Here is a 19394-nt window from a genome sequence, read left to right on the forward strand (position 1 = left end):
TACTCATTCGTATCCACTTTGCTTTACTGTTAAGTTTATAACAAAGCAAATCGCACCAATTCTTGCTAGAATAATCGATGTCTTTTATCCATCATGAAGCTCAATTATGCCTGTATCTACTACCAAACCTCTCACTATCCTTCATACTTCCGACTGGCATTTGGGGCGCAGGCTTTATGGACGAATGCGTTATGACGAATTTGAATCGTTTTTAGATTGGTTGCAAGACACCATTAGCCTGCAAAAAGTGGATATATTAATTGTTGCTGGTGATATCTTTGACACCATGACCCCAAGCAATAGAGCTCAAGCGCTATATTATGAATTTTTAGGAAAAGTTTCAAAATCATGCTGTCAACATATCGTTGTTGTGGCAGGTAACCACGATTCACCTACATTTTTAGATGCGCCCAATCAAGTATTAAAGTTTTTAAACGTACATGTCATTGGTATGGCTTGTGAAGACTTAAATGATGAAGTGTTGGTTCTAAATGACGAGCACGATATTCCGTATTGTATCGTGACTGCCGTCCCCTATTTACGTGACCGTGATGTTAGAAGTAGTGGTGCTGGCGAGTCGGCTGATAGCAAAGATGCCAATGTCATCAAAGGCATTCGTGCTCATTACGATGAAGTGGCTAGCATTGCCAAAGCCAAGCAATATGAGCTTACTGAGACTATTGAGCACCATGTTCATAATGTTCCTATTATTGCTACAGGGCATTTATTTGCGGCTGGTGGCAGTACAACAGCAGATGATGGCGTACGTGACTTATATGTCGGTAACTTAGGTAAAATATCTGCCGATATGTTTGATGAGTGCTTTGATTATGTGGCGCTTGGACACTTGCATGTGCCGCAGCGCGTTGGAGGACGTGAGCATATTCGCTATTCAGGCTCGCCTATTGCCATGGGTTTTGGCGAAGCTCGCCAGCAAAAACAGGTATTATTGGTACGGTTTGGTAATGAAAAATTCATGAATGATAGTGTTATTAATAGCTCAGACCTACAAACGGAAGTTACTCCTGCGGAAAATAAGAAAACCTTGAGCAGTACTAAGAGCAATAACGACTTTATGGATGACTTATTTGGCTTTGAAGATACTTCTAAAGAGGAAGTTATATCGTTATCAGAATCAGAAAGTAACGACCCTCTAAGTAGTAATCACCAGTTATTACCTCAACTTACGAGAGATAAAAACCCTAGTAAAGATTCGACATTGCTGCATCACGACACTGACCGTGACATGCAAGTCCTCTCTGTCCCCATTCCTTGTTTTCAGTCATTAGCGCAAGTCTCAGGTGATATGCAAACCATTGAGACAACCATTCATACGCTGACGCAGTCGTGCTCATCGTTAGAGTCAACTTGGCTTGAAGTTATTTATACTGGCGATGACATTGTTGCCAATCTGCGTGAACAAATAGAAGCTATAGTAGACGGCTTGCCATGTGAGGTACTGAAAATCAAAAACCTTTCCACTTATGATAAGGTGCTCAATCAAGAGTCAGCCTCTGAAACCTTACAAGATTTAAATGAGTTAGAAGTATTTGAACGCTGTCTGACGCTTAATGAGGTAACAGACGCGCAGAAGCTGAGCCTACGCGACGCTTATGAGCAAATACTGCATGCCATTCATCATACAGACAGTAGAGCAGAATAATGACCGAACAAAATTGGGATACAAAGTACGAAAAATTAAAACCGATTATTGATTGGGCTATTAAAAATAATATTTCAGAAGACATTATTCCAAGAAGCGTCAGACAATTGGATCAAGTCACAGAAATAAATATGGCGTCCAAGCAAATAAATGATCTGCCCGATAGTTTTGGCAATCTTATTAACCTTACTACGCTTGATGTGAGCCTTAACAACTTAACGACCTTACCTGATAATTTTAGCAACCTTATTAATCTCACTAAGCTTAACCTGAATTTTAATAGTTTGAAGAATCTGCCTGATAGTATAGCTAGCCTGACACAACTAACTCAGTTAGCTTTTGCAAATAATACGTTAACACACTTACCCAGTTGTATTTACAACCTTACTAAACTAGAAGTTCTTGAAGCTTCTGATTGTGGATTACTTGAACTACCAAGCTGGATTGGTGCACTACAGCAACTAAAAACACTAAGTGTACATGAAAATAACCTCTCCTCTCTGCCTGATAGCATTGGTGATCTCACCGCGCTGGACGAGCTGATGCTATCTGACAATAAACTCAAAGAATTACCAGATAGTATGAACAAATTAACCCAGCTTTCACTACTGAGTATTGGTAACAACAGCTTCAGTCAATTCCCTGAAATCATTACTGAGCTTTATCTATTAGAGCATCTTGAAATCTCTGAAAACAACCTGTCTCACATACCTAATGATATTAGTAAGCTTACCGAGCTATCTATCATTAATGCTAGCGATAACAATCTTACTCAATTTCCTGAAGCTTTGTATAATGTTCCTTCACTAGTAAATATTCATCTGCCTAATAATCAGATATCAAGTATCACATCTAATATCTCTAATTTGACACAATTACACACGCTTAATCTGGATTTTAATCAGCTCACTGAACTTCCAAGATGCACACAAGTAACACTGCTTAGCGTAAATAACAACCAAATTGAGCGATTACCCAATAGTTTTAGGGATTTTTCTGAGTTATACGGATTGTCGTTGAATAATAATAAAATCACTGAGTTTCCAAATGACATTCAAGTAGGTCTATTAACACTTAGTGGTAATAAAATATCCATATTACCTGACAGTATTGGCAATATATCGACGTTGACTGTTCTAGCACTCGAAAACAATCAAATAACCACATTGCCTAGTAATATAGGCTGTCTCCATCAATTAGCAGTTCTTTTACTAGACAACAATCAACTCACTGAACTTCCAGATAGTATTGGTGATTTAATAGAGTTAGAGCAACTGACACTAGACAACAATCAACTTAATGAGTTTCCAGATAGTATTGGCCAGCTAACTAACCTCAGTGTACTTAATTTTGAACACAATAATATTAAAGTGCTACCTAAAAGCTTTCAAAAATTAATTCAGTTACCCAGCCTTATTGTCATCTTGGATGACTACAAACCCTCTATATTCAAATCTATAAGTAATTTTATTTTCCGTTTTTTTATCAAGCCTTTTAAGCGAATCCCTGCTTAATAATGATGACAAAAAATAAAACACCCTAATTTTACTACCAAATTTTATAAGACCCTGCCATGCGCCTAATAGAATTACGCCTAAAAAACCTAAACTCGCTCAAAGGCGAGTGGCTTATTGACTTCACCGACCCCGCTTTTATTAGCGAAGGTATTTTTGCCATTACCGGACATACTGGCGCTGGCAAGACTACCATTTTGGATGCGATTTGCTTAGCGCTATACAGTCAGACTCCGAGACTGGGTGATATCACAGGTGCATCTAATGAGATGATGACCCAAGGTACTGGCGAGTGTTCAGCTGAAGTGGTTATAGAAATTGGCGGTAAGCATTATCGCTGCTTTTGGTATCAGCATCGCGCGCATAAAAAACCCAAAGGCAAGCTTGCCTCTATTATCCATGAGATCAGTGACGTTGAAACAGGTGATATCTTAGAGGATGCTAAGTCTAAAACAGCGCCGTTTATCAAAGAACTCATTGGCATGGATTTTAGCCAATTTACGCGCTCAATTATGTTGGCGCAAGGTGGTTTTGCTGCTTTTTTAAAATCAGATACATGGGAAAGAGCCGCTATTTTAGAGAAAATAACTGGCACTGATATTTATGCGCAAATATCTAAAAATGTCTTTGAGAAAAAACGGGATAAGGAGCATGAGCTTGCTAAATTGCAAGCTGGTGTGGATAGCTTACCCTTATTGAGTGCTGAAAACGAAGCACAACTGATAACAGAACTACAAACGCAGCAAAGCTTACAAACAACGCAGCAGCAAGACTTTGATACCATCACTAAGCAACTGGGCTGGCTAGATGACGTTGCGAAATTAAAGCAAAGCTTAGCGCAAAATCTCACCGCACTGACCAACGCCACACAAGATGAGCAAGACTTTGTTCCCAATGCTTTGCGTCTAAATGCGGCCAATAAGGCGCTTGAGATTGAAGGCGCTTTTCAAGCACTGACGCACAGTCGTGATATAAGCAAACAACTCAGCAATGAACAACAGGATTTACTTGATAAAATCCCTACTCAAACAACATTATTAGAGCAAGCGACCACGACTTTTAACGTTGCCAATACCTCTGAATCCCAACTGGAAAATGAGCTACGCGATACCCAGCCCATCATCGATAGCGTGCGAAAAATCGATACCAAAATACAGCAGCACACACATACGTTAGCCGCTGATAATCAGCGCAAAAACATCTTATCATCGAGTATCCAGCGCTTATCACAAGAAATAATGATACATCAAACAGCAGAGCAAGATATTAAGAGTGAGCTGACTCGTATCGCAAGCTATCTAGGCGAGCGTAGTGCGCTAAATAATATTGATAGCGATATTATTACCTTTAATAATAATTGCACTCGTATGAAATCATTGCTACAGAGCAATATTCAATCAAGTGACAATAAACAGGCGTATCAACACTCAAATAGCCAGTTGCAACAACAACTTTCGACTCTCAATCAGCAACAAGAAGCAGATAACAAGCTTATTGAGCAAAAACAACAAGTACTTAAAGAATTACAACAGCAGCAAACGGCATTATTAGAAGATAAGTCACCAAATGAGCTACGTGCTGATATTGATTATATAGACACGCTTACTCAGCACAGTGAACAAATACGCCTTGGACTCCAGCAACTGGCTGACGTTTCAGAAAGAATAACTATTGTTAGCGCAGCTGTGCCAGATATCCAACAAGCATTGAATACGCTTAGAGATATAATAACTAATCATGAATCAGCTATTAAAGGCGAAAAAACTCAACGCCAAGACAAGCAAGACTATCTTGAAGCACTACAGAAAGTTGCTAATCTTGAGAATTATATTATCGAGTTACAGGATGGCATGCCATGTCCATTATGCGGAGCGCTTGAACACCCCTACGGACAGCAGCACCCACTATTAGAAAGTCATAATAGCCAACATGAGACCTCATTAACGGAACAAACACGGCAACAGATTATTAATATTGATATGCGTATAGATAATATGACGCACGAATTATCAGATTGTCAAAGTCAATATGCTGGCAAACAAAACCAGCTGCAAAATGAAAGCAATCAACTCGCCACATTACGCATGCAAGCGCAAACGCTTTGTAGCGATATCAATAGCTATATCGAAAATAATATCAATTCTGACACTGCTATCAACACTATTGTTCAGCCTATAAGTGATATGAATAATAAAATACTGTCAGTTACTCAGTATTTAGCTGGCGATGCTGCCGACAGTATAAGCACAGACCCACAGTTGCTTAGCCATTTATTATCTACCGTCAACGATGTTAAAGCAGCACTGAGCCAAGAAAAAGAAAGGATCAAAAGTACGCTTAACCAATATGACAGCTTCACTCAAACACTGTCTGAGACGACCGAAGCGCTTGATAATACTCAAAAACAACAGCAGCACTACCATAATGATAATCATAAGATAACCACTGATATTAGGCTCAACACTCAACGAATAGACGACATAGATCGCGTGCTACAGGCAAGTTTTGTGGAGCTGACCACAGTAATAGCTGCGGTAGCGACTGTGGTAGAAACCTATCCGGCTGATCAATATCAAAATCATTTAAGCAAGATATCTGATAATGATTCAACCCATAGTGTAATAACAGATTCTACTGCAATAAAAAATACTTTATCAATATTAAACAATAGCATTCAAGATAAAATAGTTGTTAATCAACAGGATAGTGATACATATATTGGTCATTTGCGCCAGCTAAGTTTGGGTTTAAAACAGCTGAAACAGTACTTTCATGCTCAAAAAGACAGCGCCCAAACCTTACAAACGGAAAGTAGTAAATTAACCACTCTAATTGAGGCCAAGCAAGTACAGTTGGATAATGAAAATACTGAGCTTAATAAGCTTAACAACAGTATCGAAGAACAAACAACAGCGCTTAAGCAATTACAAGACGATAGAACACAGAAATTCACTGATAAAGATCCTGATGAAGAAAGCAATCGTTTGCATACAGCACTTGATAACGCGAAGTCCAAAAAGGTAGAAGCACAAAGGCAACGAGATAATAACGAGCAGTTGCTGTTGCAACTACAGAATCGTGCCCAACAACTATCAACTGATCTTAGTAAGATTTCTATCACGCTTAGCACACAGGAAAGTGAGTTTTCAAGCGTGTTAATACAATCGCAGTTCGATACTGAAACTGATTTTTTTAACGCTCGTCTGCCGAAAGCGACACGTGATACGCTCCAACAGCAATACGCCTCTATTGAACAGGCTTTAAATCATGCCAACATGCAATTAAAACAGACGCAGCATGCATTCGATGAAAAGGTATCTTTGGCATTAACTGAGCTGACAGATGAGAATCGAGACAGTCTTGCCAGTAAGCATACTGAACTCAAGTTAGAGAATGAGCAGCGATTGGGCGCAATTGGGGCAATTAAGCAGCGACTAATAGACAATGAACAACAAAAAGTGGCGCAAACAACGCAAAATATTGCCATAAATGCTCAAAAAGAAGCCTTACAAGTGTGGCAGCAGCTGTATGAGCTTATCGGTTCAGCAGATGGTAAAAAATATCGCAATTTTGCACAAGGTTTAACCTTTAAAATTATGATTGACCATGCCAATATTCAATTGAAGAAAATGAGTGACCGCTATTTGCTAACACCCGATATTAATAATCCGCTAGAGCTCAACGTTATTGATAATTATCAAGGCGGTGATATTCGTAGTACCAAGAACCTATCAGGTGGCGAAGGTTTTATTATCAGTCTCGCTCTAGCGCTTGGCTTATCACAAATGGCCAGCCAAAATACGCGGGTCGATTCACTGTTTTTGGATGAAGGTTTTGGCACGCTTGATGAGGAGTCATTAGATATTGCCCTCGACACCTTAACCAACTTGCAACAAGAAGGTAAAATCATTGGTATCATCTCTCATGTGCAAGCGCTGAAAGCACGCATTTTTACCCAAATTCACGTGAAGAAGCTCTCAGGTGGTTATAGTGAAATAAGTGGTCAAGGCTGTAGTAGAGTCACCACTAAAGATGCTGTTTAAAGTGTGAAAGAGATGAAAGGACTATGATGATATTATTATGATGCTAAGTAGAGTTATACAGAGTGTGGGTAACGCAAAGATTGCTAACGCCCTGCCCGTTGTTTTAGTTGGAGTCTTGGTTATCGCGACTGGCACCGCTCAGGCAACCATCAGCTGCGCTGGTTATTTACCGAATAGCTATTTTGAGCGTATTGAAACTAACGTACCCTTTGCTGGCAAGTTAGTCGAATTAACAGATGGGTCGCAGCAGCTACAAGATTTAAATGGCACCGTTATTCTCGATGGATTGACAGACGGCTATATATTGATGGATAAGTATTTATTGGCTCAGAAAAACGGAAAATATGGTGTCGTAAACGCAGCTGGCAAGATAATTGTGCCTTTTGAGTATGACGATATTCAAACTGAACCTGATATAACGACCAGCTTTATTGTCAGCGTTAAGTCATCAGAGGGCAATACCAAACAAGGTATTATCAATCGTCATGGCGAGTGGGTTTATCCGTTAGCAAACGCTCATATCCAGCATGCGCACTATGATCCTGATTATGACCAAGATTATTTTTTAGTAACGGATAATGCAGCGAGCAATCATAAAAGTCTGACAGGACTACTTGATGATAAAGGCTACTGGGCGGTGATGCCGCAGTACGAAGCCATTAATCCGCTTAACGCTTGTACGGGTCAGCCTTTATATCTGCAAGTAAGTTTGCAAGGTGAGACCGCACTGATTGACCAAAATAATGACGTCATCATTCCATTTGCAGCCAATTAGCATATAGAGTCCTTTAATAATAACGCCAATCCACTACTATTTTTGCGCAGCAGCTTATCTCATGAGATTACTGATGACATAGCGACTGCTATGAGTGAAGATATCCAAGAGTATATTATTAGTGCCGACATTGTTGCTGCTAATGGTAAGCTGACTTTTTCCTCTAATGCGCCTATTAGAAAACTGCTCTATCATCAGCTTTATACCTTTAAACAGGCTGGCAAGGTTGGGCTGATTAATGATAAAGGTGACGTGATACTAACACCCAAATTTGACAGTTATCGCGATGACGCGGATAAAGTATGGTTTGAGAACAATGGAAAATTGGTACGTTTAAATACCCTGATAACAGTAGAGTAAATATCTAATTTTGGTACTTTGTAGATACGATCGATAGTATTAATCAATAAAAAACCCCACCGTTAGCTTATAACGGTGGGGTTTTATGTCAAAGACCATTGATTTATTTAGGCGTTTTACTTAGTCACTAGTACTTAATAGTAATTACTTAATAACTAATTACTTAGTTACTAAACCGCTTAGCTCACTCATCAATACTGACAACGTTGAAAGACCAATTTGACCATTTTCATCATTGCTATGCAGATTATCTAACTTGCTCATCTCTGTGGTGACTGACTCCAAATGATCTAAGTGACGTGAACGCCATTCACCAAATGCTTGCTTCGCATCTGGTTTAGATAATATGGCATCCATCAGTAGACGTAGACTACGTGACAGCTCGTTCATCAACGCATGGCGCGCGCGGCGATCCCAGTAGTCTTGCTGTGGTAACGTGGCGATGTTGTCCATCATCCAATCTAACTGCAAGACGTGATAGGCATCAAAGTACAACGTTGCAATCTCATCAACAGGACGCTCATATTGCTCAGCGAGCAGTGCGGCATCAAGTGCATCAACATGATAAGGCAGCATCGCAAACAGCGCGGCATCATTATTAGACAGATCATTCTGCATCAGGCTAGTGGTATCTTCTTGCAAGTATTCTGCAAATTGTTGCTCAATAAAGCCGCCTGATTTGGTTAATTTCTCAACACTATCACTAAAGCGACTGATCATGTCAGCGACTTGCAATTCTTGACCAAAGGCATTTATAAACCAAACAACACCTTGCTCAAGCGCGTCACGTAGACGCAGCTCAAGAGTTAGCAGTAATGTAGCATCGACTTGATTGTCCAGTGCTTCAAGCGTGTTCCAAGCTTTTGACACATTGAAGACATCACGGCTAATCGCATAACCACGCACGATGGTCGCCAGCGATTGGTCTGTTTCCTCATAAAGACGGAACAGTGCTTCAATACCCAAACGATTGACCACACTATTGGTCAAATAGGTGCTGATAATCTCACGATGTAAGCGGTGTTCAGTCATCTCATCAAAGAACCGCGTCGCCAGCTCATCAGGGAAATACTTACGCAACTCATTGATAAAGTACGCATCATCTGGCAAGTCTGATGATAACAAGTTGTCATACATCCACATTTTGCCATAAGCCATGACAACTGCCAGCTCAGGGTTGGTCAAGCCAGTATCTGCTTTTTGACGTTTGGCAATTTCTTCATCTGATGGCAGATATTCAATCGCCCGATCAAGACGCCCTTCACCTTCTAACATCTGAATAAAACGCTGATGATCACTTAAGTTAGCCGCCGCACGAATGTGGCTAAGCTCAATGGCTTGTGGTTGAAGGTAGTTTTGACGCAATACCAGTTCTGCCACGCTATCAGTCATGCTTTCAAGCAACTCATTACGCTGCTTTAAAGTCATGTCGCCTTGCTCGACCACTTTGCCAAGTAAGATTTTGATATTCACTTCATGATCTGAGCAGTTTACGCCGCCTGAGTTATCGATAGCGTCGGTATAAATGCGACCGCCCGTTTGTGCATATTCGATACGCCCTTGCTGGGTAAATCCTAAGTTACCACCTTCACCAACGATAGCCGTACGTAGCTCATTGCCGTTGACCCGTACCGCGTCATTGGCACGGTCGCCGACATCAGCATGGCTCTCATTCACGCTTTTCACATAAGTACCAATACCGCCATTCCAAATAAGATCAACAGGCGATTTTAACAACGCACTGATTAACTCATTGGGTGCCATGCTGTCTTCAGCGATATCAAAACGCTGTTTCATCTCAGCACTGAGCGTGATGCTCTTATCTTGGCGGGAGAAAACGCCACCTCCTTGGCTAATAAGTGACTTTTCATAGTCATCCCACGTCGAACGCGGCATGTCAAATAAGCGGGCACGTTCTGCGTGTGAAGCAGCAGCGTCTGGATTCGGATCAATAAAGATATGTAGATGGTTAAATGCAGCGACCAGCTGGGTATGGGTTGATAGCAGCATGCCATTGCCGAATACGTCACCACTCATATCGCCAATACCAACCACGGTAAAGTTATCACGGTTTTGAATGTCCATGCCGCGCATACGGAAGTGACGTTTGACCGACTCCCAACCACCGCGTGCAGTGATACCCATGGCTTTGTGATCGTAACCAACCGAGCCACCTGAGGCAAAGGCATCGTCGAGCCAGAAGTCATATTCAGCAGACAAGGCATTCGCAATATCAGAGAAGCTGGCGGTTCCTTTATCAGCCGCGACCACTAAGTACGGATCATCTTCATCATGACGCACGGTGTTGGCTGGCGGGACAATTTTTCCATCAACGATATTATCCGTCACATCAAGCATGCCGCGTAGGAATGCTTGATAACAAGCAATGCCTTCGGCTTGGAATGCATCGCGACCATCTGCCATGGTTTTGGTTTTGACGATAAAACCGCCTTTTGAACCAACAGGAACAATCACCGCGTTTTTGACCATCTGTGCTTTGACCAAACCAAGCACTTCGGTGCGGAAATCTTCCATACGATCTGACCAACGCAGACCACCACGAGCCACTTTACCACCGCGCAAATGCACGGCTTCAACACGCGGCGAATACACGAATATCTCAAACATCGGTTTTGGTTTTGGTAGATTAGGAATATCTGCTGCCAAAAACTTAAACGATAAACGATCTTTACGCTGACCATCGCTATCGGTTTGATAGAAGTTAGTGCGTACCATGGCGTTAATTAAATCTAAATACCAACGCAAGATACGGTCTTCATCCAAGCTATCCACACCTGCCAATGCCGCCGTGATTTTCTGTTGAATCTGCGCGGTTTTTTCTGTGCGTTCACCTTCACTGTATTTAGGGTTCATACGGGCATCAAACAAACTACCGAGCGCCACGCTAATGTCGCTATTTTTTACTACCGTTTGCTGAATATACGTACTAGAGAATGGTGCTTTTGCTTGCATCATATAGCGTGACAATGCTCGTAGCACCACCACATCATAAGTGTCTAAATTGGTCGTTAATACCAATTCGTTAAAGGAGTCACTCTCAACATGTCCCGCCCAAATCTGTTTGAGACTGTCTTCAAACTGACCACGAACCACTTGCATGTTGACAGTATCGACATGCTCTAGTGTCAGTTCATACTCTTGCATCCAAATGGGCTGCTCTGGCAAATCAAACTCATAGGTTTGCGCTGAAATGACAGACACACCAAAGTTTTCAAGGATTGGCAGGACCTTAGACAAAATAACAGGCTGTTCACGACCATACAGTTTTAGGTGTAATTGATTGCTTGCATCGCCCGTTGACTGGTATAAATGCCAAATCATCGGCTGTTCTGCTGTCAATACAGCCAAACGCTTGGTGTCTTCAACCGCAGTACGGGCATCAAAACGCTCTTGATAAGCGGCAGGGATATAATTTAAGAAGCGACGGTTTAAAGCATTGGCTTGTTGCTCACCCACATTATCCAGCAGCATCTTTTGATAGCTGTCGCTCCATGATTGCATTAAAGCAGATAGTTTGGCTTCAAGTGCAGCAGTATCGACGTCTTTCACTTGACCTGGCACCGTACGCACATGGACATGCACACGTGCGTGAGCTGATTCATTGAATTCTGTGGTAAAGCCTGATGATGTGCCACCGTAGGCTTCTTTTAGGACGTTCTGTACTTTGATACGTAGCTCGGTGTTGAACTTGTCGCGCGGGATATAGACCAAGCATGAGACAAAGCGCTGATAATGATCCACACGGCTGAATAGGCGCAGGCTCTTTTTATCTTGCAATTGGCTGATACCAGAAACGATAGGATATAGCTCTTCAACGCTGGCTTGAAAGAGGTCGTCACGCGGTAAGGTGTTAATCACATGCATCATTTTATGGTGTGCATGACCGTCACGTGGCAATTCTGCCATCGCCATAATCTTATTGGCTTTGTCACGTAATAGCGGAATTTGCTGTACCGTTAGTTGATACGCTTGTGAGGTCAATAGACCAATAAATCGATATTCACCAACCAGCTTACCATTGTCATCAAACTTATGAATACCCAAAAAGTCCATATATACGGGACGATGCACAGGCGATACACGGCTTGATTTGGACAACATCAATACTCGCGGTTCAGTCAATAGTTGCTTTAATACTTTTGGCAATTGGCTAAAACTTTCTGACAGTTTATCTTCTTCGGCACCGCGTAATAGACCAAGACCACTATTACCAATGGCGAATAAATCTAAATCAGCAGGTTCAGCATTCACTTCGACAGCCTGCCCGCCTTCCAAACGGTATTCACGATAACCCAAGAATATAAAATGATCGTCTAATATCCAATCTAAAAATGCTTGTATCTCTTGCTGCGAGTAAAAAACTTCTGGCAGTGGCTTGTTTGATAGCTCAGCTTTGATATCCGTCAACTGCGCACGCATCTGCTTCCAATCGCCAACGACTGTATCTAGCGTATCAATTTTTGCCAATAACATTTGCTGTAATGCAGCCAGATCTTCATCATCTTGATAGGCAATTTCACAATGAATCAAAGACAAATGAGAGGTCGCGCTTTCATGTGCGCCTTCGACATGAGTAATATGACCATTATCATCACGTGCAACACTGACAATGATGTTATAAGTACGATGAACATCGATACCTTCAGACTCAAGACTCATCAAAATCGTATCGACTAAAAACGGTCTGTCATAGGCAACAATTTGAATAACCGTATGTGAGCTATGAAAATGCTGCTCTTCTGCTTTGGGGTTTAGCACCTTCAGTTGTGGCTTGCTACCATCATAGGCTTGGAGCAACGTAAAATGATGTAATACCATGCCCGCTAGGTCAGCATTACTGATAGTCTCAGCTGCCTCTGCGTGCAATGGCTGATAATAACTATGAATAAAATGATCAAATAATGATTTGTCTTTTTGTACATAACTGGTAGCAATATCGCTTATCTGGCTGATGCGCTCTTTTGCGATACTGAGGGAGTTTGGCATGTCCTTCATCCTTTTTTATAGATTTAATTTATCATTTATTTAAGTTTATTAATTCGTACTAACTAATGGCACCGCATAAATATGTGAAACATTATTGGTGCTGCGGAGCAGTATATCCATTTACGCAATTTATTCTGTTTTTTCTTGATATTTTAAGTTTCTCTCCTTTTTTCACCTTTGTTTTTAGGAATATGTCGCAATTGGGATTTAATGCCATTAATTTAGTGAAGTGTAACGTACATAGCGCGCCAGCTAAAGCGTACAACATCATTTCATGAATCAGCAACATGTCGATAACATTTGCTCATGAGACAGGTTTTTCCGTTTATTGATGATTAATTGCTGGCAAGTGGATACTCATGGCAATCGGTACGACTTTTTTGTTAGAATATGCCAGTATATTTGAGAGTGTGTGGCTAACTCATAACTAATTTTAATGCTAAGGGCAAGACGTATGATGAATATTTTGGTGATTGGTTCAGGTGGTCGCGAACACGCGCTAGCATGGCAATGTGCAAAAGACGATAAGGTCAATAATGTCTACGTCGCGCCTGGTAATGCTGGTACAGCGCTTGAACCTAAATGCCAAAACGTTGTCCTAGTATCTACGGGCGAGAACGCTAGTGAACATAGTGCAATCATCGATTTTTGCCAAAATAATGCCATTGATATGGTCATTGTTGGACCAGAAGCGCCTTTGGTCACTGGTATCGTTGATGCTTGCCGCGATGCTGGGATTCAAGCGTGGGGACCAACAGCATACTGTGCGCAATTAGAAGGTTCCAAAACCTTTGCCAAAGAATTCATGGAACAAAATAATATCCCCACCGCAGCCTACAAAGGCTTCACCGAAGCGGTAGCTGCCAAAGCTTATATCGATGAACAAGGTGCACCCATCGTTATCAAAGCCGATGGCCTTGCCGCTGGTAAAGGGGTCATTGTTGCAGAAACTATCGAACAGGCATATGAGGCCATCGATGACATGCTTGCGGACAATAAGTTTGGTGATGCAGGCAGCCGCGTGGTGATTGAGCAGTTTTTGCAAGGTGAAGAAGCGAGCTTTATCTGCATGATTGATGGTAAAAATATCTTGCCAATGGCAACGAGCCAAGACCATAAACGGGCTTTTGAAGGCGATACAGGGCCGAACACAGGCGGTATGGGAGCATACTCTCCTGCGCCAGTGGTCACTCAAGATGTCCATGAAAAAGTCATGACCCAAGTCATTCAACCAGTGGTTGATGCAATGAATAATGCTGGTCACCCTTATACGGGATTTTTATATGCAGGTCTCATGATTGATGAAACAGGTGACCCTTATGTGATCGAATTTAACTGCCGTTTTGGTGATCCAGAAACTCAGCCTATCTTAATGCGTTTACAATCATCAATGGTAGATTTGGTGGCAAAAGGTCTAGCAGGACAGTTGCCTAGTGATGCTCAATGGGATAGCCGCCCTGCCCTCGGTATCGTCATTGCTTCAAAAGGTTATCCTGAAACATCATCAAAAGGTGATGTGATTGCTGGCTTGCCAGAACTAGATGACAATAATGACAACGCTGTCAAAGTCTTCCATGCTGGCACTGCTTTTTCTGACAGTGATGCCATAGACCGTGAAAAAGAAGTGGTGACGAATGGCGGACGTGTATTATGCGTGACTGCTCTTGCAGATAGTATTTCAGATGCTCAGCAAGCCGCACTTGCGGTAACAGGTGCGATTAGTTTTGATGGTGCACAGTATCGCCGTGATATTGGTCATCATGCCATTGCTCGTGAAAACAGTTAAAAATAAATATTACTCAGGCGAGAGCTGCTCGCAGTTTTAGTCTGATACACCAAATTACTCTTAGCTTTTATGATTCGACCTAGCATCATGCTAGGTCTTATTTTTTGATATTATTTTTTACGAAATTATAGTCTGCAAACATATACTGCGGCTTACAAAGTAACTGCTATTGGCAAGCTTAGGCTCATCAACCAAATGTGCTTTATATGATACAATTTTGTACCCGTACATCGCATCTCCCTTGTATTGTAGGTTTTGAACCCACAAATCAATACCAACTGGATGAATGATTATATTTATGGCAAATGATACGTCTAAACCTTCTAGCACCAAGCAATCCATCGATAACTTAAAAACCTCAGGGTTTGATAGACGAATGTCGATTGCTAAAACCTCCTTAAATATCGGTCGCCGCTGGGCGGGTAATAGTGTGTCTGGTATGTTCTTAAATAAAGAAGCACGCACAGCACGCAACCAAGTATTTATGGAAGCCCAAGCAAACTACCTCGCAGAAGAGCTAGGTAAGCTAAAAGGTTCGGTCGTCAAAATTGGTCAAATGCTAGCGATTTATGGCGAACATATTTTGCCACCAGAAATCACCCGTGCCTTGCAAACGCTCAATGACGATACCGCTACGCTATCATGGCCAACCATGCAACAAACGCTGCAGCAATTATTGGGTGAAAAACTACATGAATTAGATGTCGATACGGTTCCTATAGGTACTGCGTCGCTCGCTCAAGTTCATCGAGCCACCGTGATTGCAACTGGCGAGCAAGTTGTATTAAAAATTCAGTATCCGGGTGTTGCTGATGCGATCAACTCAGATCTTGCTTTATTTAAGCAATTATTAAAAGTTAGTAATATCGTTCCGCAGACCCGTTCGCTCGATGCTTGGTTCGAAGAAATACGTGACCTACTCCATCATGAGGTGGACTATGAAGCTGAAGCCGCGACGACAGAACGCTTTTATGAACGCTTGAGTAATGATCCGCGTTACATAGTTCCCAAGATTAATCGCACTTATTCCAAAAAACGCCTACTCTGTATGTCTTATGAGCCAGGTATTACCGTAGTTTCTGAGGCATTACAATTATTACCTCATGAGCGTCGTAACGCTATTGGTCAGGCAGCCATCGAAATCATGATGCAAGAGATTTTTGTGTGGGGTGAAATGCAGACGGACCCCAACTTTGGTAATTATCTGGTTCGTGTCAGTGAAAATGAAGGCGATATCGATAAATTAGTATTATTAGATTTTGGTGCTATTCGTCAATTTGATAACAACCTTTTGACCATTGCGCATGGCTTACTAAAAGCGGGTTACCGCCATGACCATCAGGCGATGATGCTTGCGATGACGGGTTATGACTTCTTTGATAGTATGAGCAATAAAGTACGCTCTGATATGGCGTCACTATTTTTATTGGCAACTGAACCGTTTAGTGATCCAGCGACCAATCCTGATATTCCTATCGACTGTCTAGATAAGGACGACCGTTATATTTGGGCGAACAGCAAACTTCACTCTCGCCTCTCAACACAAGCCACAAAAGCGATGCAGTCTTTTGAGTTTAACTTACCACCAAAAGAATTTATGTTTATTAGTCGAAAATTTATTGGTGCTTATACCTTTTTGACGGTGCTTGACGCTTATACTGATTCCGATACTTTAGTAAAACCTTATTTATAGTTTTGATTGAAGCAAATTTTCTTTAATAGTAAGCAATTTTTGAACCGCCTTTTTGTGGCGGTTTTATCTTTTAGTATTTTATTTACTTAGGCTATTTTAAATATTACAAATTTGCACTTATATCGGCAAGATTGGTCTTGATTTATTAATTAGGCTATTTAACTTGATTCACAATATCTGCCTGCCACTCATCAAACCTAGTTTTATAACCCTCCGGCTTACGCATATTAAGCTCCCAGCATACCTCTCCACGGGCTAAATATTTTATTTCAAAATGCGTGCGCTGACTGTCATCAGCAACTTGATAGCGCTCATTAGGCAACGACCATATCTCCGTTGCTTGCTGCTCTGCATTATTGATATAGGCTTCGATGTTGGTTACTAGTACCACCTCTCCACCTACTTGCAAGCGTGACAATAAAAACTCGAAAAAAGGCATTTTTAGCCATTGCTGGTTGGGATTGTGCTGTTCAGGATTGGGGTACAGTATGAAGATTTGACTGACACTATTGGGTTCAATGGCATGCACAATCCATGCGATCGCATCAGCATGAATGGCAGTTAAATTCGGTGAATCTTGTAGCACTGCCAGTTTGGCAAAAGCGTCAAATTTATTTCGCGTACGTTCGATCGCAATCAGATGCTTATCGGTATTTTTTGCGGCGAAACCAAGCGCATGCTTACCCTTCCCTGCACCAATTTCTAATATTAAAGGGACAGCGCTTTTATTGTCGTGAATGATATTTGGCATGATAAAATCACGTGGTGCTGAAAGCTTTTCTGGTTGAAATGCTCGCTGTTGCTGATGTGTAAGCTCAATATTATCGCTCATCTACTATCCTTAAAGTATTTGTCTTTTGCCATTATTCGGGCGCATGCTATTATATAGCCAATCCACTTCAATAGTAATATAGCGACAGCGAGTAACGCGCTATCGTAGTCTATCAAGCGTATACGAGGTGAAAATAGATACAATTACCGACTGCCGCTCGCTAATGACGTTCATCATACAAATAAATCGAGGATACTCTCACCCTTATCATGACTGAATCTACCCCCCACACCTCCCCTAAAACCTATCCTTGCCCACGTTGTGGCACTAAAACAGCATGGCAAGACAATAAATACAAGCCGTTTTGTAGCAGTCAATGCAAACTTATCGACTTAGGTGCATGGGCAAATGAAGACTATACCTTACCTGCAGAAACCACGCCTTTTTCTGACGAGCTATAATCAACACCTTCTCTTTTAACTAATTTATCATTTTAAGGATGTTTTATATGTCTGCTACTTATCTGATGCCCACTTATAACCGTCAGCCAATCAGCTTTACACGCGGTTCAGGCAGCTGGCTATATACCAAAGATGACACGCCTTATTTAGATGCGCTGACTGGTATTGCTGTATGCGGTCTAGGGCATTGCCACCCGCAAGTGACTGACGCCATTCAGCAGCAAGCAGCGACTTTAGTACATACCAGTAATTTATTCGGTATCGACTGGCAAGAGCGTGCGGGTGAAGTGCTATGTACAGCCGCCCAAATGGACAGTGTGTTTTTTGCCAATAGTGGTGCTGAAGCGAACGAGGCGGCGCTCAAATTGGCGCGTCTATATGCCTATCAGCAAGGTTTTAAACGCCCAAAAGTCATCGTTATGGAGCAGTCATTCCATGGTCGTACCTTATTATCATTGTCAGCCACCGCCAACCCAAAAGCCCGTGAAGGGTTTTACACATTAGATGATGACTTTATCCGTGTACCCTTTGGCGATATTGCCGCGATTAAGCAAGCCGCGCAAGATCATGATGAAATTTGCGCCATCTTTGTAGAGCCTATTCAAGGTGAAGGGGGTTTAAATACTGCTGCTAACGGATTTACATATCTTGAAGAGCTACAAGCAGAGTGTGAAGCCCACAACTGGCTATTTATGCTGGATGAAGTGCAAACAGGTAATGGCCGTACGGGTAAATACTTCGCTTATCAACATAGTAATGCGCGTCCTGATGTATTGACGACGGCTAAGGGCTTGGGTAACGGTTTTCCAGTAGGCGCATGTATGGTACGTGGCCGCGCTAATGGCCTGTTTGGTGCTGGTAGTCATGGCTCTACTTATGGCGGTACGCCGCTAGCCAGTCGTGTAGTACATAGCGTATATGACGTATTGGCTAACAGTGATATCATGACCAATGCCGTAACCGAAGGGCTGTTTATTCGAGAGACGCTGGTCGATACACTAGGACAATATGGCGTCAGCAGTCGTGGTGCAGGTATGATGATTGGTATCGCTTTGCCTGAAGACATGGACTGTAGTCAGTTGGTTGATCGTGCGCGTGATGAACAAAAGCTCATCATCAATGTCACTGGTGGGCATGTTGTGCGCTTGCTACCGCCGCTTAATATGAGCCGCGATGAGAGCACACAAGTGGCTGAGCGTCTGATTGACTTGCTAAAACCATCATTTTAAATGATTGGTTACATGGTAATCCCCCCACTAAATAAGAACACTTAGAAATAGAGATTAACTGCTAAAATATATCAGCAGGAGAATCCTATGA

General features: G+C 41.8%; 11 protein-coding genes. 9 read left to right on the forward strand and 2 right to left on the reverse strand.

What is annotated here, in order from left to right; translation table 11 throughout:
• The first annotated feature begins 106 nt into the window (after positions 1–106).
• The 5 genes from JMX95_RS11520 to JMX95_RS11540 all read left to right on the forward strand — a co-directional run bounded on the left by JMX95_RS11520 (position 107) and on the right by JMX95_RS11540 (position 8355).
• A complete protein-coding gene (locus JMX95_RS11520) occupies positions 107–1663 on the forward strand; it encodes an exonuclease SbcCD subunit D C-terminal domain-containing protein (RefSeq protein WP_201560874.1) in 1557 nt (518 codons plus the stop codon).
• The gene (locus JMX95_RS11525) at positions 1663–3177 is read left to right on the forward strand and encodes a leucine-rich repeat domain-containing protein (protein ID WP_193216806.1); all 1515 of its coding nucleotides are present in this window, start codon (positions 1663–1665) and stop codon (positions 3175–3177) included. The genes JMX95_RS11520 and JMX95_RS11525 overlap by 1 nt, the downstream gene beginning before the upstream one ends.
• Before the next feature lie 59 nt (positions 3178–3236).
• On the forward strand, positions 3237–7220 hold the full coding sequence (locus tag JMX95_RS11530) for an AAA family ATPase (protein WP_201560875.1): 3984 nt from the start codon (positions 3237–3239) through the stop codon (positions 7218–7220).
• A gap of 37 nt (positions 7221–7257) precedes the next feature.
• Positions 7258–7995 carry a WG repeat-containing protein gene (locus JMX95_RS11535; RefSeq protein WP_193216808.1) on the forward strand — a complete coding sequence of 246 codons (738 nt, stop codon included), beginning with the start codon at positions 7258–7260 and terminating at the stop codon, positions 7993–7995.
• Between the two features lie 90 nt (positions 7996–8085).
• Positions 8086–8355 carry a hypothetical protein gene (locus JMX95_RS11540; protein WP_201560876.1) on the forward strand — a complete coding sequence of 90 codons (270 nt, stop codon included), beginning with the start codon at positions 8086–8088 and terminating at the stop codon, positions 8353–8355.
• 159 nt (positions 8356–8514) lie between these two features.
• On the opposite strand, the gene JMX95_RS11545 is transcribed toward JMX95_RS11540, so the two are convergent.
• Positions 8515–13362: an NAD-glutamate dehydrogenase gene (locus tag JMX95_RS11545; protein ID WP_201560877.1), complete on the reverse strand. Its 4848-nt coding sequence runs from the start codon at positions 13360–13362 to the stop codon at positions 8515–8517.
• Positions 13363–13819: 457 nt separating this feature from the next.
• Here JMX95_RS11545 and purD point away from each other — a divergent pair, with 457 nt between their 5' ends.
• Together purD and JMX95_RS11555 are read left to right on the forward strand one after the other, a co-directional pair.
• Positions 13820–15148: a phosphoribosylamine--glycine ligase gene (gene purD / locus JMX95_RS11550; RefSeq protein WP_201560885.1), complete on the forward strand. Its 1329-nt coding sequence runs from the start codon at positions 13820–13822 to the stop codon at positions 15146–15148.
• Positions 15149–15446: 298 nt separating this feature from the next.
• Positions 15447–16841 (forward strand): ABC1 kinase family protein, encoded by a 1395-nt coding sequence (locus tag JMX95_RS11555; RefSeq protein WP_201560878.1) that lies wholly within the window; start codon positions 15447–15449, stop codon positions 16839–16841.
• Positions 16842–16995: 154 nt separating this feature from the next.
• Here JMX95_RS11555 and JMX95_RS11560 read toward each other — a convergent pair whose 3' ends face one another.
• Positions 16996–17673 (reverse strand): SAM-dependent methyltransferase, encoded by a 678-nt coding sequence (locus tag JMX95_RS11560; protein ID WP_201560879.1) that lies wholly within the window; start codon positions 17671–17673, stop codon positions 16996–16998.
• A gap of 209 nt (positions 17674–17882) precedes the next feature.
• Between JMX95_RS11560 and JMX95_RS11565 the strand changes: the two genes are divergently transcribed.
• Together JMX95_RS11565 and JMX95_RS11570 are read left to right on the forward strand one after the other, a co-directional pair.
• Positions 17883–18074, forward strand: a complete 192-nt coding sequence (locus tag JMX95_RS11565) for a DNA gyrase inhibitor YacG (protein ID WP_045453002.1) — start codon at positions 17883–17885, stop codon at positions 18072–18074.
• 47 nt (positions 18075–18121) lie between these two features.
• A complete protein-coding gene (locus JMX95_RS11570; protein ID WP_201560880.1) occupies positions 18122–19303 on the forward strand; it encodes an aspartate aminotransferase family protein in 1182 nt (393 codons plus the stop codon).
• Positions 19304–19394 lie beyond the last annotated feature (91 nt).

This window comes from Psychrobacter sp. NC44, assembly GCF_904846655.1.
In the GTDB taxonomy this organism is placed as follows: domain Bacteria; phylum Pseudomonadota; class Gammaproteobacteria; order Pseudomonadales; family Moraxellaceae; genus Psychrobacter.